This is a genomic window from Mycoplasmatota bacterium, from assembly GCA_018394295.1.
Classification (GTDB): Bacteria; Bacillota_I; Bacilli_A; order Haloplasmatales; family Haloplasmataceae; genus JAENYC01.
The window spans coordinates 1,750,490-1,776,257 of record CP074573.1 but is presented as its reverse complement, the minus strand read 5'-3'; the positions used below and the strand labels follow the sequence as shown (position 1 = coordinate 1,776,257).

23 protein-coding genes and 3 other RNA genes are annotated in these 25,768 nt (G+C 28.4%); 17 read left to right on the top strand and 9 right to left on the bottom strand.

What is annotated here, in order from left to right; translation table 11 throughout:
- Window positions 1-135: 135 nt before the first annotated feature.
- Together hisS and aspS are read left to right on the top strand one after the other, a co-directional pair.
- Window positions 136-1,419 carry a histidine--tRNA ligase gene (hisS, locus tag KHQ81_08155; protein ID QVK16878.1) on the top strand — a complete coding sequence of 428 codons (1,284 nt, stop codon included), beginning with the start codon at window positions 136-138 and terminating at the stop codon, window positions 1,417-1,419.
- Entirely contained in the window at window positions 1,409-3,163 is a 1,755-nt protein-coding gene (aspS, locus tag KHQ81_08150; GenBank protein ID QVK19596.1) for an aspartate--tRNA ligase, read from the top strand. Before hisS ends, aspS begins: the two co-directional genes overlap by 11 nt.
- Before the next feature lie 96 nt (window positions 3,164-3,259).
- On the opposite strand, the gene ssrS (KHQ81_08145) is transcribed toward aspS, so the two are convergent.
- From ssrS (KHQ81_08145) to ssrS (KHQ81_08135), 3 genes are all read right to left on the bottom strand, one after another.
- A non-coding RNA gene (gene ssrS / locus KHQ81_08145) (6S RNA) lies at window positions 3,260-3,440 on the bottom strand.
- Window positions 3,441-3,648: 208 nt separating this feature from the next.
- Window positions 3,649-3,827: non-coding RNA, 6S RNA (gene ssrS, locus KHQ81_08140), on the bottom strand.
- Window positions 3,828-3,859: 32 nt separating this feature from the next.
- Window positions 3,860-4,035: non-coding RNA, 6S RNA (gene ssrS, locus KHQ81_08135), on the bottom strand.
- Between the two features lie 143 nt (window positions 4,036-4,178).
- Between ssrS (KHQ81_08135) and KHQ81_08130 the strand changes: the two genes are divergently transcribed.
- From KHQ81_08130 to KHQ81_08115, 4 genes are all read left to right on the top strand, one after another.
- On the top strand, window positions 4,179-5,267 hold the full coding sequence (locus KHQ81_08130) for an AI-2E family transporter (GenBank protein ID QVK16877.1): 1,089 nt from the start codon (window positions 4,179-4,181) through the stop codon (window positions 5,265-5,267).
- A 22-nt stretch (window positions 5,268-5,289) separates the two neighbouring features.
- Entirely contained in the window at window positions 5,290-5,718 is a 429-nt protein-coding gene (locus KHQ81_08125) for a hypothetical protein (GenBank protein QVK16876.1), read from the top strand.
- Between the two features lie 41 nt (window positions 5,719-5,759).
- A complete protein-coding gene (locus KHQ81_08120; GenBank protein QVK16875.1) occupies window positions 5,760-6,515 on the top strand; it encodes a tRNA threonylcarbamoyladenosine dehydratase in 756 nt (251 codons plus the stop codon).
- A gap of 137 nt (window positions 6,516-6,652) precedes the next feature.
- Window positions 6,653-7,966 carry a replication-associated recombination protein A gene (locus KHQ81_08115; protein ID QVK16874.1) on the top strand — a complete coding sequence of 438 codons (1,314 nt, stop codon included), beginning with the start codon at window positions 6,653-6,655 and terminating at the stop codon, window positions 7,964-7,966.
- Window positions 7,967-8,117: 151 nt separating this feature from the next.
- On the opposite strand, the gene KHQ81_08110 is transcribed toward KHQ81_08115, so the two are convergent.
- Window positions 8,118-9,422: a helix-turn-helix transcriptional regulator gene (locus tag KHQ81_08110; GenBank protein QVK16873.1), complete on the bottom strand. Its 1,305-nt coding sequence runs from the start codon at window positions 9,420-9,422 to the stop codon at window positions 8,118-8,120.
- Window positions 9,423-10,003: 581 nt separating this feature from the next.
- Between KHQ81_08110 and KHQ81_08105 the strand changes: the two genes are divergently transcribed.
- The 3 genes from KHQ81_08105 to KHQ81_08095 all read left to right on the top strand — a co-directional run bounded on the left by KHQ81_08105 (window position 10,004) and on the right by KHQ81_08095 (window position 12,141).
- Window positions 10,004-10,399 carry a hypothetical protein gene (locus KHQ81_08105; protein QVK16872.1) on the top strand — a complete coding sequence of 132 codons (396 nt, stop codon included), beginning with the start codon at window positions 10,004-10,006 and terminating at the stop codon, window positions 10,397-10,399.
- A 72-nt stretch (window positions 10,400-10,471) separates the two neighbouring features.
- Entirely contained in the window at window positions 10,472-11,608 is a 1,137-nt protein-coding gene (locus tag KHQ81_08100; protein ID QVK16871.1) for an amidohydrolase, read from the top strand.
- 20 nt (window positions 11,609-11,628) lie between these two features.
- Complete coding sequence (locus KHQ81_08095; protein QVK16870.1) at window positions 11,629-12,141, top strand: ferritin-like domain-containing protein; 513 nt, start codon at window positions 11,629-11,631, stop codon at window positions 12,139-12,141.
- A gap of 67 nt (window positions 12,142-12,208) precedes the next feature.
- Here the strand turns inward: KHQ81_08095 and KHQ81_08090 are convergent, their stop codons facing one another.
- Entirely contained in the window at window positions 12,209-12,709 is a 501-nt protein-coding gene (locus KHQ81_08090; GenBank protein ID QVK16869.1) for a hypothetical protein, read from the bottom strand.
- 280 nt (window positions 12,710-12,989) lie between these two features.
- Here KHQ81_08090 and htpG point away from each other — a divergent pair, with 280 nt between their 5' ends.
- Complete coding sequence (htpG, locus tag KHQ81_08085) at window positions 12,990-14,897, top strand: molecular chaperone HtpG (protein ID QVK16868.1); 1,908 nt, start codon at window positions 12,990-12,992, stop codon at window positions 14,895-14,897.
- Window positions 14,898-15,085: 188 nt separating this feature from the next.
- Window positions 15,086-15,418, top strand: a complete 333-nt coding sequence (locus KHQ81_08080; GenBank protein QVK19595.1) for a TM2 domain-containing protein — start codon at window positions 15,086-15,088, stop codon at window positions 15,416-15,418.
- A gap of 4 nt (window positions 15,419-15,422) precedes the next feature.
- On the opposite strand, the gene KHQ81_08075 is transcribed toward KHQ81_08080, so the two are convergent.
- Window positions 15,423-16,277, bottom strand: coding sequence for a DegV family protein (locus KHQ81_08075; GenBank protein ID QVK16867.1), 855 nt, complete (start codon window positions 16,275-16,277; stop codon window positions 15,423-15,425).
- A 277-nt stretch (window positions 16,278-16,554) separates the two neighbouring features.
- Between KHQ81_08075 and KHQ81_08070 the strand changes: the two genes are divergently transcribed.
- A complete protein-coding gene (locus KHQ81_08070; protein ID QVK16866.1) occupies window positions 16,555-17,616 on the top strand; it encodes a DUF4236 domain-containing protein in 1,062 nt (353 codons plus the stop codon).
- A 183-nt stretch (window positions 17,617-17,799) separates the two neighbouring features.
- Here the strand turns inward: KHQ81_08070 and KHQ81_08065 are convergent, their stop codons facing one another.
- Window positions 17,800-18,240 (bottom strand): hypothetical protein, encoded by a 441-nt coding sequence (locus KHQ81_08065; GenBank protein ID QVK16865.1) that lies wholly within the window; start codon window positions 18,238-18,240, stop codon window positions 17,800-17,802.
- Window positions 18,241-18,394: 154 nt separating this feature from the next.
- Window positions 18,395-19,372, bottom strand: a complete 978-nt coding sequence (locus KHQ81_08060; GenBank protein ID QVK16864.1) for a lipoate--protein ligase — start codon at window positions 19,370-19,372, stop codon at window positions 18,395-18,397.
- Between the two features lie 101 nt (window positions 19,373-19,473).
- Between KHQ81_08060 and gcvT the strand changes: the two genes are divergently transcribed.
- From gcvT to lpdA, 5 genes are read left to right on the top strand one after another with little or no spacing between them, the layout of a single operon-like run.
- On the top strand, window positions 19,474-20,583 hold the full coding sequence (gene gcvT, locus KHQ81_08055; protein ID QVK19594.1) for a glycine cleavage system aminomethyltransferase GcvT: 1,110 nt from the start codon (window positions 19,474-19,476) through the stop codon (window positions 20,581-20,583).
- Between the two features lie 15 nt (window positions 20,584-20,598).
- Window positions 20,599-20,979 (top strand): glycine cleavage system protein GcvH, encoded by a 381-nt coding sequence (gene gcvH / locus KHQ81_08050; protein ID QVK16863.1) that lies wholly within the window; start codon window positions 20,599-20,601, stop codon window positions 20,977-20,979.
- A gap of 18 nt (window positions 20,980-20,997) precedes the next feature.
- Window positions 20,998-22,338, top strand: a complete 1,341-nt coding sequence (gene gcvPA, locus KHQ81_08045) for an aminomethyl-transferring glycine dehydrogenase subunit GcvPA (protein QVK16862.1) — start codon at window positions 20,998-21,000, stop codon at window positions 22,336-22,338.
- A complete protein-coding gene (gene gcvPB / locus KHQ81_08040; protein QVK16861.1) occupies window positions 22,338-23,801 on the top strand; it encodes an aminomethyl-transferring glycine dehydrogenase subunit GcvPB in 1,464 nt (487 codons plus the stop codon). Before gcvPA ends, gcvPB begins: the two co-directional genes overlap by 1 nt.
- A complete protein-coding gene (lpdA, locus tag KHQ81_08035; protein ID QVK16860.1) occupies window positions 23,794-25,158 on the top strand; it encodes a dihydrolipoyl dehydrogenase in 1,365 nt (454 codons plus the stop codon). Before gcvPB ends, lpdA begins: the two co-directional genes overlap by 8 nt.
- A gap of 54 nt (window positions 25,159-25,212) precedes the next feature.
- Here the strand turns inward: lpdA and KHQ81_08030 are convergent, their stop codons facing one another.
- On the bottom strand, window positions 25,213-25,737 hold the full coding sequence (locus tag KHQ81_08030) for an isoprenylcysteine carboxylmethyltransferase family protein (GenBank protein QVK16859.1): 525 nt from the start codon (window positions 25,735-25,737) through the stop codon (window positions 25,213-25,215).
- Window positions 25,738-25,768 lie beyond the last annotated feature (31 nt).

The following is a 25,768-nucleotide window of genomic DNA, read 5'->3' as shown; positions in this document are numbered from 1 at the left end:
TAGTGAAGACACTTTGGAGATATAACTTTTTAGAGTTGGCTTTAATTAAGCAACTAGGGTGGCACCGCGCAAATATAGCGTCCTTAGAAAATTTCTAAGGACTTTTTTATTTATTTATAAAAAGGAGATGATTTTATGGCGATTCAATCCGCTAAAGGAACTTATGATATTTTAACTAGTGATATGCATAAATGGCACTATTTGGAGTCAATAATTCATAAGACATGTGAATTATACAATTATAAAGAAATTAGAACCCCAATGTTTGAAAGTACAGAATTATATGTGCGTGGTGTTGGTGAAAGTACAGACATTGTAACAAAAGAAATGTACACTTTCTTAGATAAAGGGAAACGTTCACTTACGTTACGCCCAGAAGGAACAGCGGGTGTTGTTAGAAGTTATGTGCAGCATAAATTGTTTGCTGAAGCGAATCAACTGACGAAGTTGTATTATATGGGACCAATGTTTCGCTATGAAAGGATGCAAAAAGGACGAACCCGTCAGTTCTATCAATTCGGAGTTGAAGCCTTAGGAAGTTCTAACCCATCGGTTGATGCTGAAGTGATTGCTTTATCCGTTAACATCTTTAGAAAATTAGGGTTAAAAGAAGTGAAGGTATTAATTAATACACTAGGTGATAAAGAAACCAGAATGAATTATCGTCAGGCACTAATTAACCATTTTAAACCGGTTGTACATGAATTATGTGCTGATTGTCAAAAAAGACTTGAACAAAATCCGCTTCGTGTTTTAGATTGTAAAGTGGATAAAAACCATCCTAAAATGACTTCAGCCCCTAAAATGATGGATTATTTAAATGAAAGTTCAAAAACATTCTTTGATCATGTATTAAGTGATTTAAAACGCTTAAATATTGATTATGAACTAGATAGTAATTTAGTCAGAGGATTAGATTATTATAATCATACTGTCTATGAAGTTATCTCAAGTGCTAAAGGTTTTGGCGCACAAACAGCACTTGGTGGCGGTGGACGCTATAATGGATTAGTTGAAGAAATTGGTGGACCAGATATTCCTGGTGTTGGTTTTGCTTTTGGAATGGACCGTTTAATCCTGGCATTAGAAGCTGAAAATATTGACATAGCATCCCATGATGAGGTAGATGTTTTTATTGTTACGACGTCAGATGCTACTGATTCTTATGCCTTTACACTACAAGAGATGTTAAGAAGTAAGCATATAAAAGCTGAAAAAGACTATTTTCACCGAAAAGTAAAAGCACAATTTAAACAAGCTGATAAATTAAAAGCGAAACTAACTGTTATTATTGGTGAAGAAGAATTAAATGATAACAGAATTAGTATTAAAGATATGAAAACACAAATTCAAGAAGAAGTTAAATTAGATGATGTGTTGAAAGAAATTGAAAAGAGAATGGAGGAGTATCATGAATAGAACGCATAATAATCAAGAATTGCGATTAAATCATGTGAATCAAATAGTAGAATTAAAAGGTTGGGTAGCTAAAACTCGTAATTTAGGTGGATTGATTTTTATTGATTTAAGGGACCGTTATGGGATTACGCAAATTGTGGTTAATCCACAAGAAGTTGCTTCATCTATTTATGAAACAGCAGAAAAAATTCGTAATGAATATGTGTTATATGTAAAAGGTAAAGTGGTTGAACGTGAAAGTAAAAATCCTAATTTACCAACAGGTGAGATTGAAGTTCAAGTTGAATTTCTAGAAGTGATATCAACCGCTGAAACAACACCTATGATCATTCATGATGAAACGGATGCTTTAGAGGACACACGTTTGAAGTATCGTTATCTTGATTTGCGAAGACCTAAAATGCAGAACAATTTAATTGTTAGATCAAATGTGATGAAAGTCATGCGAAATTTCTTAAGTGAGTTAGACTTTTTGGAAATAGAGACACCAATATTAACAAAATCAACACCTGAAGGTGCTCGTGATTATTTAGTTCCTTCACGTATTCATGAAGGCGAATTTTATGCACTTCCACAATCCCCACAAATCTTTAAGCAACTTTGTATGGTTTCTGGTCTTGAACGTTATTATCAAATCGCAAGATGTTTTAGAGATGAGGATTTACGTGCCGATAGACAACCTGAATTTACACAAGTGGATATTGAAGCTTCATTTTTAACAGATGTTGAAATTCAAACGATAATTGAAGAATTGTTTGTTAAACTAATGAAAGAAATAAAAGGGATTGATATTAAAATTCCATTTGATAGAATCACTTACCATGATGCAATGACACGTTATGGTAGTGATAAACCAGACAGACGTTTTCAAATGGAGCTTGTTGAGTTAAATGATGTCTTTAAAAATACAAGTTTCTCTGTCTTTTCATCAACAATCAAAAATAATGGATTCATACGAGCGATTAATGTTAAAAATGGAGCAAGTAAGTATTCTCGTAAAGAGATTGATCGTTTAACTGAATTTGTAAAGAGATATCAGGCTAAAGGACTTGCTTTCTTAAAATATAATAATGAATTTACAGGACCTATCAATAAATTTTTAAGTGATGAAGAAAAACAAGGATTAATTGAGAAATTAGCGATTGAAGACAATGACTTAATTTTATTTGTAGCTGATTCTTTTGATGTAAGTTGTGAAGCCTTAGGTGCTTTAAGAAAATTAATCGCAAAAGAAATGAACTTAATTGATAAAAATGAATATAATTTCTTATGGGTGGTTGATTGGCCATTATTTGAATATGATGAAGATGATAAACGTTATTATGCTGCGCATCATCCATTCACAGCACCTAAAGAAGATTCTGTTCAATTCTTAAAAACAAATCCAAGAAAATGTTTAGCACAAGCTTATGATATAGTTTTAAATGGATTTGAAATTGGTGGAGGGTCAATACGGATTCATCAAAGAGAACTCCAAAATCAAATGTTTGAAACATTAGGATTTACGAAAGAAAAAGCATATGAACAATTCGGATTCTTGTTAGATGCTTTTAAATATGGAACTCCACCACATGGCGGAATTGCTTTAGGGTTAGATAGAATTATTATGTTGCTTGTTCACACAGAAAATATTCGCGATGTAATCGCATTCCCTAAAACACTTTCAGTATCATGCTTAATGACTGATGCACCATCTGTAGTTGATAATATACAATTGGATGAACTAAATATAAAAATTAAATAAAATAAAAAAATAATGCATCTTTATTTGGATGCATTATTTTTTTATTAATGATGGATATCAATTTTTTTGTTGTGATAAATATAAGTTATTATAAAAAAAAGGTCCAACTAAACGTAGACTTTCCAAATTAACCCGCAATATGTATAGGTGGAAGTTTAGACCAATTCTTTAGGATTCTTACTTAAAGTAAGCTTTCAACACAGAATTAAGTATACCCAACTTCCTTATTAAAAGTGTTCGGATTAATATCATAAATCTTCGAAATAGTTCGACTCTCATTATGGTTTTATTATAGCATTCTATTGTATTAATGTAAATCCTCAATTTTTACCTTTTTTTACAGAATAATCTAACAAAAATCAATGAATCATATCATTTTAAGGTAGAAATAAATTAGGTTTTAAACTAAAAGTTAAGTATATATATTTTATAAATAAAAATACAATAACTTGATAAACTATTAGACGAGACATTAAATAGTTATTTAAGAACCCAATTAATCGTAGGTTACAGGTTAACCCGCAAATAGTTGCAGGTGGAAGTTTCGACCAATCCTTCAGGATTCTTACTTAAAGTAAGCTTTCAACACAGAATTAAGTATACCCAACCTCCATATAAAATCTGTTCGGATTATATAGTAACCTTACGGGTTAATTCGGCCGTATATTTTAAGACCAAATTAAAATTATTATAAATTTGAAACCCAATTAGTCGTAGGCTAGAAAAAACTCGCAAATAGGTGCAAGTGGAAGTTTCGACTTATTCTTTAGGATTCCTATTTTAAATAGGCATTCAACACCGAATAAGTATACCCAACATCCATATAAAATCTGTTCGGATTAAAAATAACCCATCGAGTTAATTCGGTTTCCCTTAACTTTACCTTCATTATATCACTCGATTGAATAGAAGTAAACAAGAAAAAACTTGTAATTTTTTCAATATTTTTCTTAGTGAGACTATCTTTTTTATGATATAATTATATTTGAATTATTAACCAAGGAAGTGATTGTTAGTGAAACTTTCTGATCAAAAACTAAATAGAATAATAAAAATATTAGTTATTATTGCTTTAATTTTAGGTTGTTTATATATCTTTAGTCAATTTAACGGATTTATAACAAGTGTAATGGGAGCATTAAAAGCTGTATTAACACCATTTTTAATTGCTTTTTTTATCAATTTTTTAATTTATCCACTCGTTGTTTATGCAGAAGATAAAGGGATTAGACCAAGGTGGTTAATTGTAGCCCTATTATATGCATTAATATTTGGATTAATTGGAATAATATTATGGCAAGTTATTCCACTTGTTATCGAACAGATAAAAGACTTATTCTTGCAGAAAATACCTGCCATATTTGATGAATTAAATGAAACTATCGAAAATCTACATTTAGAAGATAGTCCAGAATTATTAAATATTTATAATCAGATACAAACAGGGATTAAAGACTACTTAACAAATGCTGTAGTTAATGCTGGGTCTTCTGTTCCAAGTCTTATTAGCTTCATGTTCACTTTAGTTTTATCACCAATTATTTTATTCTATATGTTAAAAGATCATAATCAAATTGGTGAAGGATTTTATAAAATTGTTCCAGTAAAATATAAAGAACATTTTATTACACTTACAAAACGTGCGAATGATACATTAGGTCTATATATCAGAGGACAAATTATTATTATGGTTGCTATTGCAGTCATTTCAACCCTAGGGTATACATTAATAGGCTTAGACAATGCAATTTTATTTGGTTTAATTGTTGGAGTAACCAATATTATTCCTTATATAGGTGCTACAATTGCTGCGATTGTTCCAGTAACTTATGCATTATTAACAGGAAATACTCCGTGGTACTCTATCTTATTATTAAATTTTGGTTTTCAATTTGTTGAAGGAAATATTTTACAACCCGTTATAATGAGTAAACAATTAGATATTCATCCGCTATTAATTTTAGCAGCTATTTTAGGATTTGGTAGTATATTTGGAGTTTTAGGTGTTATATTTGCAGTACCGATTACAGGACTTATTAAAGTTTGTATTCTGTATTATCGTGAAGTAAAGGAAAAGAATGAAGTAGAGGGATATGAGGTTTAACAATTATTAGGAGGAACCTTATATGAAGAAGAAATTATCAAAGTATCAAATTAATTTTATAATGCATCAGTTAGTTGCTTTTACATTTGTTTGCCTCATCGCATTTGTTGATTATTTTATTAGTTATGATTTTCAAATTATTAAGATAGGGATTAAAACATTTACGGTTATTACTGTTGTTATATATGAAATTATTGTGAATTTGATTTACAAAAAAGCGAAAAAAAATAATGAAAAAGTAGATGAAAATAAGAGTGAAGAAGGCTATAATGAACATTATTTGTGGTTTGAAATAATATTATTAGTAGATATTTTTCTTGTTGTTGCACTAATTTCTCAATTTATCGAATCTGCTATTGATATTGTAATTCCTTTGAGCTTAGGTTTTGTGGTATTTTATATTATTTCAATAATTGTTAAACCATATTTTGGTATTAAAAATAAAAAATAGAGTTGGGTATCACTGACTCTTTTTATTTATGGAGTGATTTTATGTATCAATTTAGTAGAAATTTATTATCTTACGGTAAAGAAGGACAGAACATATTATATCATAAAAGCGTTGCTATCTTAGGATTAGGGGGAGTTGGGAGTTATTCCTGTGAATCGATTGCTCGTAGTGGGGTGGGTAAGATTATTCTCATTGATAAAGATAAAGTTGATATTACCAATATTAACCGGCAACTTCATGCAACTTTAGAAACAGTAGGACAATCAAAAGTAGCTTTAATGGTTGATAGGATTCAATCAATTAATCCAAAATGTCATGTAGTTAAACATGAGAAATTCTTTAATTTTGATACATATGATGAAATTTTTAATGAAGAAATTGATTTTTTTATTGATGCAAGTGATACAATTACATTTAAAATTTTACTTATTAAAGAATGTTTAGAACGTAATATTCCTTTTATATCTGTCATGGGAACAGCGAATAAATTAGATCCTTCTCAATTTGAAATCTCAGATATCAAGAATACATCCTATGATCCAATCGCTAAAGTCATTCGAACAAAACTAAGAAAAGAAGGGATTAAAGGGAAGGTACCTGTTGTTTATTCTAAGGAAAAACCAATTACCTCACGATATGATGAATATGATGGAGATGTTTCGAAAATAACTAGAAAATCACAGTTTCCACCTGCTTCAAATAGTTTTGTACCTCCTGTTGCTGGTTTAATCGCAACAAGTTATGTCATTAGAAATTTACTTAAAGAGATATCATTTGAAAGAGATGGTGAATCTTAATTTAGACAACAAATAATTTTTTCAAAGAAAGAAGTCATACATATGGCTTTTTTTTATATAAGAAATTGTTATTTATAAATTAAGGTGGTATAATAAAAATACGAACAAATGTTCTTTGTAGATTGGAAGTGAATAGAATGTATCAAAAAACATCATTGTTTTATAATCATGACCAAACACCACTCCCTGATCGTGTTAGACCACGAAATTTAAGTGAAATTTTTGGTCAAGATCATTTAATTAGCGAAGGTAAAGTATTAAGAAAAATAATTGAGTCTGATCAAGTAACATCTATGATATTATGGGGACCTCCTGGTGTTGGTAAAACCACTTTAGCGATGATTATTGCGAATATGACGAAAGCGAATTTTATCAATTTTAGTGCTGTTTCAAGTGGGATTAAAGAAATTAAAGAAGTCATGTTAAAAGCTGAACAAAATCGATTATTAGGAATTAAAACTGTTTTATTTATTGATGAAATCCATCGGTTTAATAAAGCACAACAAGATGCTTTTCTACCACATGTAGAAAAAGGAAATATCAGTTTAATTGGTGCAACCACAGAAAATCCATCATTTGAAGTAAACTCAGCTTTACTATCACGTTGCCATGTTTTTGTATTAAATCCATTAAATGAAAAAGATATAACAAGATTATTGAAGCATATATTAAAAGATTCACGGGCTTTTTCTAATAAAAAAATTAAAATCGATGATGAGTTATTATCAAGTATTGCTGCGTTTAGTAACGGAGATGCACGAAGTGCATTAAAAATTTTAGACATGACAGTAATGAGTAGTTCAGAAGATGAAGGAATCATTTATATCAAAAAAGAAACCGTTGAAGAATGTATGCAGAATAAAATATTATTATATGATAAAAGTGGAGAAGAACATTATAATTTGATTTCTGCTTTGCATAAATCAATGCGAAATAGTGACCCTGATGCTGCTGTTTATTGGCTAGCACGAATGCTTGAAGGTGGAGAAAATCCCTTGTATATTGCTAGGAGGTTAATTCGATTTGCATCTGAAGATATTGGGTTAGCAGATCCTCGTGCATTAGATATCACAGTATCAGCTTATCAAGCCTCCCATTTTAATGGAATGCCAGAGTGTAACGTTAATTTAACCCAAGCAGTGGTTTATTTATCTCTAGCACCTAAATCAAATGCGTTATATTTGGCTTATGATAAAGCAAAAAAAGATGCTTTAAATACATTATCTGAAGGTGTGCCATACCAATTAAGAAATGCACCAACAAAACTGATGGATAGTTTAGGTTATGGAAAAAATTATACTTACGCGCATGATTTTGAAAATAAAATAACCAATATGCAATGCCTACCGAATAATTTAAAAAACCAACGTTATTATGAACCTACTGAACAGGGCTTAGAAAAGAAATTTAAAGATCGTTTATCCTATTTACAACATTTAAAGAAGCAGTGATTCTTGATTATTTTATGTTTTCCTGAAAATTTGAAAAATAAAAAATCACCAGTATATGTTGAATAAATAATTAAGGTAAACTGTAACCCTTATAACATATTTGATTGGGTTTTAGCTTACCTTTTAGTTTTACTATATGTGTATAATGTTTTCAATTTTTAGGTGAATAAGAATGATAGAAAAATGTTGTATTTATCACTAATCCATATTCATCACTTTTCGGTATATCTAATTTTTCACCAACCATAAGGTGATAAACCTCTCTATAGTAGTAATCATCATTTTCACTTGTTACCTTAATATAGGAATAGATAGCATTTTCATCTGCATTAAAATTAAAATAATCATCAAAATTAAGTGATGTTGTTTTAATTAGATTATGGTTTATATCATATTCGTAAACTTCAATTGAACTAAATGTATTTGTTTCAATAAAATTCACTTCATAGGTTACATCAGCACTATGTACTGAATAGATGTTTTGAGATTCATAATCCATTTCACCGTTATATATTCGATTTTGAGAGTTTAAATAAGCTATATCTATTGTTTCTACATACTCTATTCCAGTAGAATATACTAAACCTATAACCACATCATTTATGATTTTTGCTCTATCAAAATAAATGTTAAGTTCAAAATCATAATGAAAATGATTTCCATTATATGTAATATTAGATTTAGTTTCTCCCAGCCCCATATTTGTTATAGTATGATTACTATTATTTTCTTTTTCAAATAAATAAAAGTGCAAACCAGAATCATTATTTCTTTGAATATCTTCAATCGACTCATATGTTTCTCCATTAGCGACAAGAATTACACCTATTAAACTTTTTTCCACTTTAGAATCAATTACATTTATTTTAGTGACATTTTCTGATTTTAACTCATTTCGGTATTCTAATTCTATTGTATCTCCAACTTTTAAATCGTGATAACTAATGGATTTTACTTTGTTATCAAAAAATTTAACTTCACCAAAATAACTTATATTTAATATGTAAATATTTTCTTCATTTTCAAACTTGATTATTTGATGTTCAAGGTCATGTTCGGTAATAGTATCCATTTCTGTAATAATACCTAAGGTATTTTTTATATTTCCAATTTTATTCGCGTTATATTGTTCATTAATAACAATATATCCAATAATAGTTAATAAGACAGCCAATGCACTAATAATTAAAGAAGTCCAAATAAATTTTTTAAATTTTCGGTTTATAATAGCTTCATTAATAGTTAATGTTTTAATTGATTCATCATCAATTATTTCACTAACTGTAATTTCTAGAATACTAGCTAATTTCTCAAGGCTTTCAATATCAGGAACACTTTTTCCTTGCTCCCATCGTGAAATACATTGCCTTGTCACAAAAAGTTTATCAGCAATTTCTTGTTGAGTTATTCCCTTCTCTAATCGATATTTTTTTATATTTTCGTTAATATTCTTCATCTTATCACCTCTTACTCTAATTATATAGGTTAAATTATAAAAGTCACGCAATACTTGATGCAATAAATAATTGACAAACAATTATCAAGTTATAAAATAATTCTATTAATTTCTATAATTACTTAATAATATGTTTTCCTAACCAATACATAATTTACGATAATTAATTTTGAGGATTATATGTGTCAAACTTTATATAAAAAAAGTTCTAAACTGTGTTTACTAAGTTAGTTCTTGACTTAATAATCTCATAAAAAAGGTGTTAAATAGTAAAAGTGATTTCGTATTAGGATTAACTGAAAGAAGAAACATGATAATCTTTAAAATTATAAATTTGAAAAAGTAGCTGATGTTATTCAAAATCAGCTGATTAAAAATACAATATACGAAAACTAAATTTAATTATATATTGAAATGTATTATGAAATAACTTATAATAAAGTAACTTATAAAGAAGGAAAAGGTTTATAAATGGTTTTTTCTTTACCATCTTTAAGTATAAGATTATTGTTCATACAAATTTTTTTATTTAAATTAAGGTATAAGCTAATTTAATTTAAATATAATATTTTGGTGATTGTATGTTATATTTTAAATGTTTAGGAATATTGTTTGGTATTATGGCATTTTTAAAACCATTCTATCTTCATATACTACCTTTTGATGAAAAAAAATGGATTCAAAAAATGTATCCTGAAGAAAAACCTTATTGGATTAATATCATCTCAATTTTAGGACTAGTTCTATTAATTGTGACCTGGATAATCGAATTAGTCACTCAGATTTCTCTATCAATTGTGATCAGTTTATTATTTTCATGTACTTTAATTAAAATAATTGTGTTATTATTTAATTATGAAAAGTTTTACTCATGGTTAACTAATTTACTTAAAAAAGAAAAACAATTATATATAATTGATGGATTTGTAAGTTTATTTGGATTAATTCTCATTTTGTTTACGATATTTGTATTATAAGACCATCCAAACTATTTATTACGTAAACTAAACTTACAAGATTCATAATAGATTGTAGGTAGGAGAAGAAAAATGTTAAATCAAACGTTGAAAAATGAAATTAAAAGATTTAGACATTATTTACATCAAATTCCTGAATTAGGATTTCAAGAAATTAAAACCCAAGCTTTTATAAAAAGTGAATTATTAAAATTAAGTTTTGAAGTTGAAGAAGTGGCTGAAACAGGACTTATCGCATTAAAAAGAGGAAAAGAAAATCAAGCGATTGCATTTAGGGCGGATATGGATGCCTTAGCGGTTCATGAAAAAACAAATGTTGATTTTATATCTACACATGAAGGAAGAATGCATGCTTGTGGTCATGATGGACATATGAGTATTTTGCTTGGATTTGCCTCTTATATCTCTAATTTGCAACTTAAAAAAGATATAGTGCTTATCTTTCAACCTGCTGAAGAAGGCCCAGGAGGGGCTAAAATCATTATCCAAGATGGCTATTTACAAAAATATCATGTTGAAAAAATATTTGGATTACATGTTTATCCAGAAATCCCAGAAGGTAAAATAGGATTAACGGATGGTGTGTTAATGGGGCAGGCTGGTGAATTTGATATTACCATTCATGCGATTAGTTGTCATGGTGCAATGCCACAAAATGGGGTTGATGGGATTTATGTAGCCTCTCAATTAATTCAAACCTATCAAAGTATTATTAGCCGTAATGTAAATCCAATCGAAAGTGGTGTAGTAACAATTGGAAAAATTCGAGGTGGAGAAGCAAGAAATGTTATCGCTAGTAAGATTCACTTAAATGGTACGGTACGTGCATTTAATGGAGAAATTTATGATCTAATTAAAAAACGTATGGAAGTAATTAATAAAGGAATCGAAAATATGTTTAATATTCAAGTGGAAATGGTGTTTAGAGATTTATATCCCCCATTAGTTAATGATCATCATTTTTATTTATTAATGAAAAAAATCTTAAAAGAAGAGGAAATTATTAAATTAAAACCAATCATGATATCAGAAGATTTTTCATATTATTTACAAACAGTACCTGGTTATTTTTTAATGCTAGGCTCAAGAAATGAGGAATTAGGTTATACTTACCCATTACATAGTTGTCATTTTAATTTTGATGATAAAATATTATATCGAGGTGTAGAATTATACATACAAATATGTGAAGAACTTAATGTATTCTAATAACCTAACCATAGAATAAAATGTTATGGAGGTTTTGTATGTATTATAATCCGAATAATGATTATCTTGATGGGATAAATGACATGATGACAGATTTATCATCTTATACGCATCCCAAAAATTATCAAAAAGGATTGGAATTGATTCGAAATACTTTAGGTGGAGAAAGAAAGGATGAATTATTTTATAATTATCTAGTAAGTGTTGCTCCTACAGAAGAAGCAAATCAAATTGTTTCTAGTATTCGTGATGATGAAATTAGACACAATAAAATGTTTAGAACGATTTACTATCAATTAACAGGTCAAGTCTTACCTCATGGATTAGACGAACCATTCGATAAACCCAAATCATATTGTGAGGGATTAAAACAAGCATTAATGGGTGAATTATCTGCCGTTCAAAAATATCGTCAAATCCTATTTGCGATGGAAAATCGAGTTCATATTAATATGTTAACTGAAATTATTACTGATGAACTAAGACATAGTGGATTATATAATTTATTAATGACTTTAGGAAATTGTTTTTAATATTATAAGTGAAGATTTCTTTTAATCGTTGAAAAACTAAAAACGCAATGATGCGTTTTTTTTCTTTTTATATAGTAATTAATAAATAATAAATGAATGTCGTAAAAAGGGGAACCGTTAGATTATCTAAACCTTTACAGGATAATCCTTCTGCGATAGTTGCTGTTATGGCAATAATGAAACTATAGATGAATAGATGAAGTGGATTAAATATCCATAAAAGGATAAAAGTAGTTAAAAAGGAAATAATAAACATTGTCATACTTCCAAGGTAAGTTTTATTTTTAAAGAGTTTTTTCTTTCCAAACTTATAGCCTATAATTGTAGCAATCCCATCACCATATCCCATAATCATTACACCAATAGCACCTATGTAGGGTTTATTTATGTACCCAAAAGTAAAGAGGACAAGTACAACTAAAGAAATTGGATAATAGAGAGTCCCTAACTCCTTTTTATCGTCTCGTTCTATTCCTGAAACTAGGTGATAACGGTAAGATAAAAAGTTCAAAATCACAAAGGAAATAGGAGGAATTAATGCGATATAGACATCTTTAAAAAAAATCATCGCAATTATCCACCAATTAGCAATACAAATATGGATGATCTGTCGTGTCATTTCCTTTGAAATATGAAATTTAGGTAAAAGGGTAGCGATTATAAACAGGAATAGAAGTAGAATATAAGAACAGATTAATCCAATCATATTCATTGATCACCCCAATTATATTTTTAACAGTTTTAGGATAAAATAAAAAATATTTTTTAATTTTCTAAAATACTTCAGACTTGACAAATTGGTTATTATTATTTATTATAATTTTTGTAATAATAAGGAGGTTATATAAATGAGTAATGTTAGAGAATTTAAAACGGAGTCTAAACAACTACTTAATTTAATGATTAATTCGATTTATACTCACAAAGAAATCTTTTTAAGAGAACTTATATCAAATGCTAGCGATGCTATCGATAAATATAATTTCTTATCATTGCAAGATGATACATTAAAATCAAATGAAGAGTATAAAATCGAAATTGAAGTTTCAAAAGAAGACAAAACGATTACCATTAAAGATAATGGAATTGGAATGACAGAAGAAGAATTAGTTGAAAACTTAGGAACTATTGCGAAATCTGGTTCAAAATCTTTTTTAGAGAAATTACAAACTAACGCTGAGAATATTAACTTAGATATGATAGGGCAATTTGGTGTTGGTTTTTATTCAGCTTTTATGGTTGCTTCTAAGGTAGCGGTTAAGACTAAGTCGCCTTATTCAGAATCTGGTTTAAGCTGGGAATCTACTGGTGAAGATACTTATGAAATCGAAAAATCAGCGAAAGAAGATCATGGAACTGAAATCACACTTTTTTTACGTGATAATAATGAAGAAGATGAATCTTATGATGTATATCTAGAAGAATTTAAAATTAAGGAATTAGTTAAAAAATATTCAGATTATGTCAGATATCCAATTGTTATGGAAGTCACTAAACAAGTTCCTAAAGAAGACAATAAAGATGAGTTTGAAAATATGACTGAAATGGAAAATTTAAATTCAATGATTCCTCTTTGGAAAAAAAGTAAATCAGAAATTTCTGAAGAAGATTTAAATGAATTTTATAAGTATCAATTTCATGATTATGAAGTACCTATTAAATCTATTCATATGAATGTTGAAGGTGCTTTAAATTATAATGCTTTAATCTTTATACCTAAAAAAGCACCTTATGATTTGTATTCTGAAAAATATGAAAAAGGACTACAGTTATATTCAAAAGGTGTATTCATCATGGATAAGTGTAAAGAATTAATTCCTGATTATTTACGTTTTATCAAAGGTTTAGTTGATTCACCTGATTTATCATTGAATATATCAAGGGAAATGTTGCAACATGATAAACAGTTATCAAAGATTGCTTCAAATTTAGAGAAAAAGATTAAAAATGAATTAGAAAGAATGCTTAAAAATGACCGTGAACAATACATTGAGTTTTATAAAACTTATGGTGTTAATATAAAATATGGTGTATATGACCAATTTGGTGCTAAAAAAGATTTATTAAAAGACTTAATTATCTTTAATTCTTCTAAAGATAAAGAATATACCACTTTAAAAGAATACGTTGAAAGAATGAAAGAAGAGCAAGAATTCATTTATTATGCATCCGGTCAAAGTATTGATCAATTAGATAAATTACCACAAATGGAATTATTAAAAGAAAAAGATTATGAAGTGTTATATTTCACAGATGACATTGATGAATTCGCGATTAAAATTTTGATGGAATATGATAACAAAAAGTTTAAAAATATATCACAAGGTGATTTAAATCTTGAAAGTAATGAAGAGAAAGAAGCCTTAGAAGAAAAAGAAAAAACATATAAGGATTTATTAAGTCATATTAAAGACTGTTTAACAGATAAAGTAAGCGAAGTTAAATTATCATCAAGATTAAAAGATAGTGCTGTTTGTTTAGTTAGTAAAGATGATATTTCATTTGAAATGGAAAAAGTCCTAGCTGTGATGCCAGGAGGAAATAATGGTGTTAAAGCACAAAGAGTATTAGAAATAAACCCAAATCATCAATTGTTTAAAGCACTTGAAACTGTTTATGAAAAAGATAAAGAAGATATTAATGATTATGCAACTTTATTATATTCACAAGCATTATTAGTTGAAGGTTTTAAATTAGATGACCCAATTGAGTTTTCTAATAAAATGTGTGAATTAATGATTAAATCAACTAAGTAAGTGAAAAAGTGATTTTACTCATAAAGGTAAAATCACTTTTTTATTTTGTAATATGATACATATTAAATGTTAGTTTGTCATAATATTGATATTTTAATTGTATATTAAATTATAGGGGAAAATATGATTTTTAGGTGATTATGGTGTCTGATATAATCGATAAAAATGCATTTAATTTTTACAACAATATAATAAACATTTCATCTGAACCAAAGAAAAAAGAAGAAACAAATGATGAGAAAACAAAAAATAATAGTAAAAAAAGCAAAAAAGCTAAAAAAGATGAATTTGTGATTGGAAAAAATAAAGTGATTGCGATTTTACTAGCACTTTTTTTAGGTAGATACGGTATGCATAAATTTTATTTAGGAAAACCTGCTTTAGGTTTCGTTTATTTAATCTTTTCACGTTATCAAATAATTATGTTTTTTAGTATTTGTGATGCTTTTATTTATCTATTTACTGATAATGAAACTTGGTTAAAAGAATATGGATATAAAAAACTTGATGATAAAAAGTAATGTATTAATTCTTTACATATCCTATTCCTATTACACCTTTACCAACATGACAACCAATTGCTGGTGATACTGCTGCATCGATTAATTGTGAGGTATCTATTCCTGCTTTACTTAATCTATTTTTCGTATATTCTAAATTTTTTAAAGCATCTGTATTAAATAAAAATATAAATTTAGCATCTTTTCCATTATTGGTATCTTCTAAAAAGCTATCAATGACACGGTCTAATGCTTTTTTTGTTGTACGGATTTTTTCTTTGGCAACTATTTTACCGTCATCACCGATTTCTAGTAAGGGTTTAATTCTAAGTGCTGAGGCAATAAATCCTGCCGCATTTGATAGACGTCCATTTCGTACTAAATATTTTAAGTCATCCACCATTAAATATATTCTGTCATGATCTCTTAAAAAGGCAAGATAATCTAATATTTCTTCCACAGATTTACCTTCTTTTGCAAGGCGATGTGCTTCCATGGCCATAAATCCAGTTAGAAATGATGCTGTTTGACTATTAAAAGGATGGATATTAATATCTTCAACAAAATCTTTTGATAAGCAAACACTTTGATAAGTACCACTTAAATGTTCCGAAATGGAAATATAAATAATATCTGTACAACCATCATCTTTCAATTGCTGATATAAATCTAACAGGTGCCCCATAGAAGGTTGAGCAGTTTTAGGTACCTCTGTTAATGAATTTAATTGATCATAAAACTGTTTTGGATGAATTTCTAAGCCATCTAAATACTCTTTATTATTTATAATAATGGTAGTTCGTGCTTTTTTTATGTCTTCATAACCCTTTATGTAATCTAAACCACTGGTGCTACAGGTGACAATTCCTATTTTTTTCATGTAATCCTCCCTTATATACTTTGATATTAAAAATATTTGAATATAGAAATATTATATATTCAAAGTATTTATTAGTCAATATAGATAATGAAAGTAGGTAAACAAACATTTTAAGTTTATCTTGTTATGAAGGGTATTAAGTCTATACCTAGAAAGGGTAATATTACCTGTTTAATAGGTTAATATTCAGTAGAATCACGATGTCCTATTATCCATTTGTTGACATTAAATGATAATATTGTATAATAAATTTATAATAGAATAGAGGTGAGTAAATATGGGAATTAGTTTTCGAAAAAGTTTTCGAATTGGGAAGAATACAAGAATTAACTTTAGTAAAAATGGTGGAATTGGAATTAGTACTGGAGTTAAAGGATTTCGTGTAAGTAAAAATAATTCCGGAGTTAGATTTACTTTAGGGGGAAATGGAATACATTATACGAAATGGTTTACTAAAAAGAAAAAAACTAAAAAATCAGATAGAAAAAAAATTGATAAAAACTTGAATAAATTAGAAAAAGATAAACTTGAAGAGATTGAGAAAGAAGAAAGAATAATTAATCCTGAAACAGATTTTGAAAGAATTCCAACAGAAGATGAACAGGCATTATTACTATATTTAGGAAGTCGTGAACGAAATTATCTTTTGTATTTATTATTAATAACCCTTTTAGGTTTAGGAATTTTTGGAGTCATTCAAAGATCTTTTCTAAGTTATATTTTAATTGCGTTTAATATTTGTTTGCTTTTGCTTTATTTATTAAAATCAAAACTTCATTCTTATGTATATAGTTTGAATCATTCTATTACATTATTTCAAAAGAATCGTTTAAATAAAGCCTATAAATTGTTAAAAAAGTGTTTGGCAATAAAACCAAAAAGTGATAAAGCATTAATTATGATGATGTTTACTGCCTTTAGACTAGAAAAATATGAAGAAGCATTATATTATGTTGAAGCCTATAAAGAAGAAAATAGTCCACTTGAAGTAATGTATTTTATTGAAGGATGCGCATCTACTGAATTAGGTAAATATCAAGAAGGAATAGCTGCAATTGAAAAAATCTATTCTGAAGATGATGACATTAGATTTTCTAAATATAAAGTGCTAGGAGATTGTTACTTAGGACTTAATGATTATGATAAAGCAATCAGTTGGTATAAAGAATTGCCAGTAAATAAAGAAGAGATGGATGAAGATCAATTAGAATACAAATATGCTTTAGGGAAAGCCTTATTCTTAAAAGGACATAAAAAGCGAGCATTTTCATATTTATCGAAAGTGTATGATTATCGAGTTGATTATAAAGATGTAAAAGCATTAATGGATGAAATCTAAAATAAAGATTATTTATCAAAAAAGTAAGGCAGCTAAAGTGGCTGCCCTATTTTTATTTAAATATAGATATTAGATTAATTGAAATTCATTATATAAATAACATATTTATAATCAATTTACCATATGAAGGTAAAATAATAAAAGCAATAATAGATATTTTTCTATTATTGCTTTTATAAAGTTTTATTTTTTATTTTCAATTAGATTAAGAAATGATTCACTAAAAACACATTCACTATTTCTATTAGTTATTTCATTATATACTCGTAACACTAATTGTTTATGATTTTTCCATATATTTGTGAACTTTATTTTTTTGCCTTCAAAATTAGTTAAAAACACCATTTTGTTTGTATAATAATCTACTCGTTTGATTTCTTGCCATTTAAAACCATAATGTGTTTTAATAAACTTTCCTTTAATACGAATTCCTTCTGAATCAATATATAATTTTTGAGTATAAACAATTAAGAATACTGGTATTAAAGATAAAGAAATCACAATTAATAGTATCAATAAAATTAAATAATTAAATCCTATAACAACACAAAAAATTATAGAACCTAATATATCCATTAGAATAATACTAAAAAGATGACTTAATTTTGGTTTATAAATATCCATAATATCCCCTCGCTTTATTTAATTAAATTAATTATAACATTTGTCAATTAACTTGACTAGATTAGTTTTTTTACTTCATTTTGATAAGTAGGATCTTATAAATACTAATAGATGAAAAGAACTCGGCATTTTGAGTTCTTTTTAAAATGTCTATTTAAAACAATAAACTGATAAATTCTTCAACAGTGATATTATTAATATAGTCATTTAAGTCTATTAGTTTTTCTTTTATAGCTGATTCTTCATATTTAGTACCATTTAATTGATTGGTTAATTCATTAATATCTTTTAATCCAAAGAAGTCGCCATAGATATGCATATTTTGAATGATTCCTTTTGATACATCAAATTGACATTCTACAATGCCACCTTTAAATTTATTGATATTTTTGAATTGAAATTTTGGAGACTTACCAAATACATAGTCCCAAGTTCCATATTTCTCTTGACTCATTTTTTCAATTGCTTCAATTTCATCTTTTGTAAAATCTAATTCATAATAATCAGTAAAATTTTGTTTCATAAAAGAGATTAATTCATCACGAAACTGTTCAATTGTTAAATCCTTATTAAGATGGAGCTTAATATTAGTGACACGACTTCTTACTGAATCAATTCCTTTACTTTTCATTTTAAATTTATTTGGTTTTAGTGATTCAGTAAGTAAACTCATATCAGAATCAAATAAAAGTGTACCATGATGAAGCATGATGTCTTTTTGATACGCTTGAGCGTTACCTGAACATTTTTTTCCATCGATTAAGATATCATTTCTTCCAGAAAAAGTTGCATTCGCTCCTAAACATTTCAAAAATTCTATAATTGGCTTCGTAAATTTTATAAATTGTTCTTCTATATTCCCCTCATCTTTTTTTGTGATAAAAGAAAAGTTTAAATTGTTTTTATCATGAAAAACAGCACCACCACCAGATAGACGTCTGGCTACACGAATTTTGTGTGTTTTGACATATTCATAATTAATTTCTTCCAAAGTATTTTGATTCTTTCCAACGATAATACTTGGTGTATGAATGTAAAGTAAAAATATGGGTTCTTTGTAGTTATCAAGGAAATATTTTTCACTGGTTAAATTGAAAAAAGCATTCGTTGAGTGACTTTTTAGTAAGCGCATACATTTTTACCTCCTTTTTTTTCATTTTATCATAATTTTACCTATTTTTAAATTGTTAAATGGGAGAATTTGTAGTATTATTTAATTGTAAAAATCTTTTATTGAGGGGGAATAAAATGAGTCAATTAAAAAGAACGCCATTATATGAAGAACATGTTAAACTAAGTGGTAAAATAGTTGATTTTGCTGGTTGGGAAATGCCAATTGAATATAGTGGAATTAAACAAGAACATATTGCCGTTAGAACAAACGTGGGATTATTTGATGTATCTCATATGGGAGAGGTCTTCATTTCTGGAGTAGAAGCAGAAAGTTATGTTCAAAGATTGGTAACTGCTGACATTACTAAATTAAAACAGAATCAAGTGGTTTACACGATGATGTGTTATGAAAAAGGGACAATCGTAGACGATTTACTAGTCTATAAGTTTAGTAATGAAAAATATTTGTTAGTAGTCAATGCATCAAACATTGATAAGGATTTTGCTTGGATGTTAAGTCAGAAAAAAAATGATAACATTCTAATTGAAAATATGTCAGCATCATATGGACAAGTAGCTCTTCAAGGACCAAATGCCCAAAAACTTCTACAAAAATTAACTGAATTTAATTTGGATGATATTAAATTCTTTTATTTTGAAGAAATACAAGTACAAGGAATTGATTGCATTGTTTCAAGAACAGGCTACACTGGAGAAGATGGATTTGAAATTTATGCAGATAAAGCAGATATTGTAACTATATGGAAAACATTAATCAATTTTGAAGAAGTGTCTCCAATTGGTTTGGGTGCAAGAGATACACTTCGCTTTGAAGCTGGTTTACCATTGTATGGTAATGAAATCAGTCAAGATATTACCCCTTTAGAGGCAGGACTTGGTTTCTTTGTGAAATTAGATACTGATTTTATTGGGAAAGATACTTTAGTAAAACAAAAAGAAGAAGGATTAAAACGTAAATTAGTAGGGATTCAATTGTTGAAAAAAGGTATTTGTCGACATGGGTATCCTGTTTGTGATTTAAATGAAAAGGAAATTGGTGTTATAACAACTGGTTATTTATTACCAGAACGTGATTATTCAATTGCATTTGCGCTAGTTGATATTAATCATGCAAATTTAGAAGAGAAATTATTTATTAAAATTAGAAATAAATTTTATGAAGCTAAAGTGACTTCTAAAAAATTTATGAATAAAAAATATAAAAAATAGGTGGAGGTTAAGAAAATGAAAGTTATTGAAGGATTATATTATTCAAAAGAACATGAATGGATAAAAGTTGTAGATGGGAAAGCATATATCGGGATAACTGAGTTTGCAGCACATGCTTTAGGAGATATCGTATTTGTAGAATTACCTGAAGTTGATGCAGATTTTAATAAAGATGAGGTTATAGGTGTTATTGAATCAGTTAAAGCTGCTTCTGACATGTTTACTCCTATATCAGGAACTGTTATCGAAGTTAATGAGAATTTAGAAGATGAACCACAATTATTAAATTCAAACCCATTTGAAAATCATATTGCGGTAATAGAATTAAAGGATGAAAGTGAACTTGAAGAATTAATGAATAGTGAAGAGTACACTCGTTTTTGTGAAGAAAAATAAAGGATGAAGGTGATAAACATGAACCATAAATATATTCCACATACAGATAGTGATATTAAAGAAATGCTTGAAAAAGTTAAAGTGTCAAGTATCGATGGTCTATTTAAAGAGGTTCCAGAAGAAGTTAAAATAAATAAAGATTATCATCTTAGCGCTGGTTTAAGCGAAATTGAAGTAGAAAATAAATTAAATGACTTAAGTAATATGAATAATAAAGATTTAGTTTGTTTTATCGGAGCAGGGAGTTATGATCACTATATTCCTTCGATAATTAAACACATTACAAGTCGTTCCGAATTTTATACAGCGTACACACCTTATCAACCTGAAGTTTCACAGGGGACATTACAGTATATCTTTGAGTTTCAAACGATGATGACTGACTTAACCAATATGGAAGTATGTAATGCATCAATGTATGATGGGGCAACTAGTTGTGCTGAATCTATTATGATGGCAGTAAGTAAAACAAGAAGAAAGAAAGTTTTAGTTTCTAAAGCATTACATCCATATACAATTGAGACTATTAAGACTTATGGTCATTTTAATGGTTATGAAATAATTATGTTAGAAAACGAAGCTGGTTTATTAGATGAAAAAGATTTAGAGAATAAATTAAATAAAGAAATTGCATGTGTTGTTGTAAGTAATCCCAATTTTTATGGCTTAATAGAAAATCCCTCAAATTATGTAGAGAAAATCCATGATAATAAAAGTTTACTAATTATGTATGTCAATCCATTAAGTTTAGGACTATTAAAAACACCTGGTGAAATAGGTGCTGATATTGTTTGTGGTGAAGCACAACCTTTAGGAATTGCTTTATGTTATGGAGGACCTTATATTGGATATATTTGTACGACAAAAAAATATATACGAAATATACCAGGACGTATTGTAGGGCAAACAACTGACGAAGATGGTAAACGTGCATTTGTTTTAACCTTACAAGCACGCGAACAACATATCAGACGTCAAAGAGCAAGTTCTAATATTTGTTCAAATCAATCGTTGAATGCCTTAGCAGCAACGGTTTATATGTCAGTGATGGGTAAACAAGGTTTGGTTGATGTTTGCGAACAAAATGTACAAAAAGCTCATTATGCTTATGAACAAATTACATCATTAAAAACATTTGAAAAAGTATTTGATACACCATTCTTTAATGAATTTCTGGTTAAATCAACAATTGATTATAAAATTATTAAAGAAGCTTTATTAAAAGAAAATATGATTGCTGGGATTCATTTAGGTGAATTCGATAGTCAATATAATAATCATATTGTATTCTGTGTGACAGAAAAACGTACAAAAGCAGAAATTGATCAATTAGTTCAAGTGTTAGGAGGGTTAAAATAATGAAAAATTATGATAAATTAATATTTGAATTATCAAAGAAGAATCGTAAAGGTTATTCACTTCCTCCACTTGATGTAGACCCTATTGATATTAAACAAACTATCCCACAAGAATTTTTACGTCAAACCGAAACAGATTTACCTGAAGTAAGTGAAAATGATATCATGCGTCATTATGTTAATATTTCAAATAAAAATTATGGTGTTGATACAGGATTTTATCCATTAGGATCTTGTACAATGAAATATAACCCTAAAATTAATGAAGATATGGTACCACTTTTCAACTCGCTACATCCATATCAATCTGAAGAAACAACACAAGGTGCTCTAAAATTGATGTATAATCTAGGAGAAAGTTTAGCTGATATAACTGGTATGGAAAAAGTTTCATTAGCTCCATTTGCAGGTGCTCATGGTGAGTTAGCTGGAATAATGATTATTAAAGCCTATCATGAAAAAAATAATGACTTTAAGCGAACTAAAATCATAGTACCAGATTCAGCACATGGGACTAACCCAGCAAGTGCATCATTTGCAGGATTTGAAATTGTTGAAATTAAATCCAATGAAGATGGAACTGTTAATCTAAAAGCTTTAGAAGAAGCGCTAAATGATGAAATAGCAGGGATTATGTTAACCAATCCTAATACACTAGGTATTTTTGAAAAAGATATTAAGAAAATCACAGAACTTGTCCATGGTGCAGGTGGATTATTGTACTATGATGGTGCTAATCTTAATGGAATTATGGGTGTTGCTAGACCTGGTGATATGGGATTTGACATTATTCATGTGAATATACATAAAACCTTTTCAACTCCACACGGTGGAGGAGGTCCTGGGTGTGGACCAGTAGGTGTTGTTGAAAAATTAGTTGAGTTTTTACCAAAACCAGAAATTGTTTATCAAAATAATCAATATTCTTTAAATTATGATTTAGAGAATTCTGTTGGAAAAGTCGGTAATTTCTATGGTAATTTTGGGGTAATGGTAAAAGCCTATAGTTATATTTTGTCAATGGGAACAGCAGGGCTAAGACATGCTTGTCAGATGGCAGTTTTAAATGCGAATTATCTTCAAAACATGTTGAAAGACGATTATTTATTACCAATTGATGAGATTTGTAAACATGAGTTTGTTTTAAGTGGATTAAAGGATAAATCAACTGGTGTTACCACATTAGATATTGCCAAAGCATTATTAGAATTTGGTTATCATGCACCAACCATCTATTTCCCACTTATTGTTGAACAGGCGATTATGATTGAACCAACAGAAACCGAAAGTATTGAAACGCTTAATGAATTTGTTCAAATTATGAAAAAAATCGCTAAATTAGCAAAAGAAGATCCAGAATACTTAAAACATGCCCCATATAATACCCCTGTTCGTCGGTTAGATGAAGTCACAGCCGCGAGAAATCCTATTTTAAGATACCAAGGAAATAAAGCCAATGAATAAAGATTTAGTCATCATTGGTGCAGGACCAGGGGGCTATGAGGTTGCTTTAAAAGCAGCTTCATTAGGATTAAATGTTGCATTAATTGAAAAAGATGAAATTGGTGGTACTTGTCTTAATCATGGTTGTATCCCAACTAAGGCATTATATAAGAATGCAGAAGTGATGCATACGTTAAAACATTCTGATGAATTTGGTTTTCAGGATATAAAATATTCATTTGATTTTAACACAGTACAAACTAGAAAAGATAATGTAGTAAAACAATTAAAAAATAATATTAATATAATGTTGAAAAAGGCAAATGTTGAAGTTATTAAAGGGGTTGCTACATTTAAAGATGAATATACGATTCAAGTTTATTGTGAAGATAAAGAAATAGAGATAATAGCTGACCATTTTATTATCGCTACAGGTTCAACTGAAAAAATCATCCCAATAGAGGGATATCAGTTAAGTCATGTGGTGACGAGTAAAGAAATGCTTGATATTAATGAGGTTCCGAAAAAATTAGTCATTATCGGTGGTGGTGTCATAGGTGTTGAAATGGCAACCATCTTTAATGAATTAGGGTCAGAAGTTGCAATCTATGAATATTTTGATCGATTAACACCAATGATTGATAAAGATATTTCTTCGAGATTAAAAGTCTATCTTAAGAAATTAGGTATTAACATTACATTAGATGCACTTGTGGAGAAAATTGAAGAAACTGATGAGGGATTAAAGGTATCAGGTCAAACAAAGAAAGGTAAACCATTTTCTGAGGAAACAGAATATGTTTTGATGGCAACAGGCCGACAAGCCTTTTATGACCGATTAAATTTAGATGAAATTAATGTGTTGTACGATAAAAAGGGCATTGTGGTTAATGAATATCTGCAAACATCTATTCCACATATTTATGCGGTTGGAGATGTTACTGGTGGGAATATGTTAGCACATGTTGCAACTTATCAAAGTTATAAAGCACTAGACCATATCTTTAATAAAGAAAATAATACTAATTTTAAGATTGTTCCTGCTTGTGTTTTCACATTTCCAGAAATCGCAACAGTTGGTTTAACTGAAGAAGAAGCTAAAGCCCAATATGAAACAGTTAAAACTAATAAGTTTATGTTTAGAGCCAATGGGAAAGCTTTATCGATGGGTGAAACAGATGGTTTTGTGAAAGTAATAGCTGCAAATAACTGTTTAGTCGGTGTCCATATCATTGGGCCACAAGCATCCTCATTAATCCAAGAAGCAGTTGTTTTAGTTGAACAAAAAATATCAGTGAAAGTTGCATCCGAAATAATACATGCCCATCCAACACTAACAGAAGCATTATTAGAAGCAATCAGAGGATTAAACGAATAAAGAGTATAAAAAATAGTGATATTATACGAATATCACTATTTTTTTGTTTTCTGATTATAAATAGCGTCTCACTTTCTTCATATATTCAAGATATTTTTCTCCAAAAGTTTTTATACACCAGTTTTCCTCTGATTTAATGATAGTATGACATGAAAATTGGTAGATGAGTAGAAGGATGAAAGAAATGATTGATTCAAGAATTAAGGAAACACCTAAAAAATAAATGAAAAAACCAACATACATTGGGTTGCGAGAAATTTTGTATAACCCATTTGTATTAATTTTATTATGAGGGTTTGAAAAATTAATCGTTGAGATAAGATAAAATATGAAACCGAGTATAAAAATTACAAAGCCAATATGATTGATTAAATGTGTATATCTTATTTTATAAAAGAATAATGTTATAAACATTAAATTCATGGATAGGTTGTAGAGTCGTTGGATATATTTTCTTTTTATATTCGGTTCAAAATGGGCACGTGTTAACGCTTCTTTACTAATTATTCCTAAAATTCCATAACGAATAAATAAAATTGGTAAAAGTAATAAAAAACCATTTAAATAGAGATATTCCATACAATCGCCTCACTTTGTATTATAAAACAAC